This is a genomic window from Psychrobacter sp. TB20-MNA-CIBAN-0197 (assembly GCF_040309765.1).
GTDB classification, from domain to species: domain Bacteria; phylum Pseudomonadota; class Gammaproteobacteria; order Pseudomonadales; family Moraxellaceae; genus Psychrobacter; species Psychrobacter submarinus.
In genome coordinates, this window is sequence record NZ_JBEOPC010000513.1 from 1 (window position 1) to 275 (window position 275).

General features: G+C 59.3%; 1 protein-coding gene. It reads right to left on the reverse strand.

Annotation, left to right across the window (positions count from 1 at the left end):
• Positions 1 to 275, reverse strand: a 275-nt coding sequence (locus AAEY83_RS14735; RefSeq protein WP_351060047.1) for a HAMP domain-containing protein, incomplete at both ends; no start/stop codon positions are given.

The window sequence follows — 275 nt, forward strand, 5'->3', positions numbered from 1 at the left end:
GGTTTCGACCGCGCCGAATTCGTCCTTGCGATCGAGGTTCAGGCGCGAGCTCAGATCACCGGTGCGCATGATGTCGAGGATGGTCACGATGCGGTTCATCGGCGCCATGATCGCGCGCATCAACAGCAGACCGCAGAGGCCGGCGACCAGTACCGCGACCAGCAGGGAAATGACCATGCTGACTTTGGCCGTTGCGACCGCATCGTCGATGTTGGCCATGGCGTTATCAGCGACGACTTTGTTTTCGCCAATGATGTCGTTGAGTTTCATCCGCC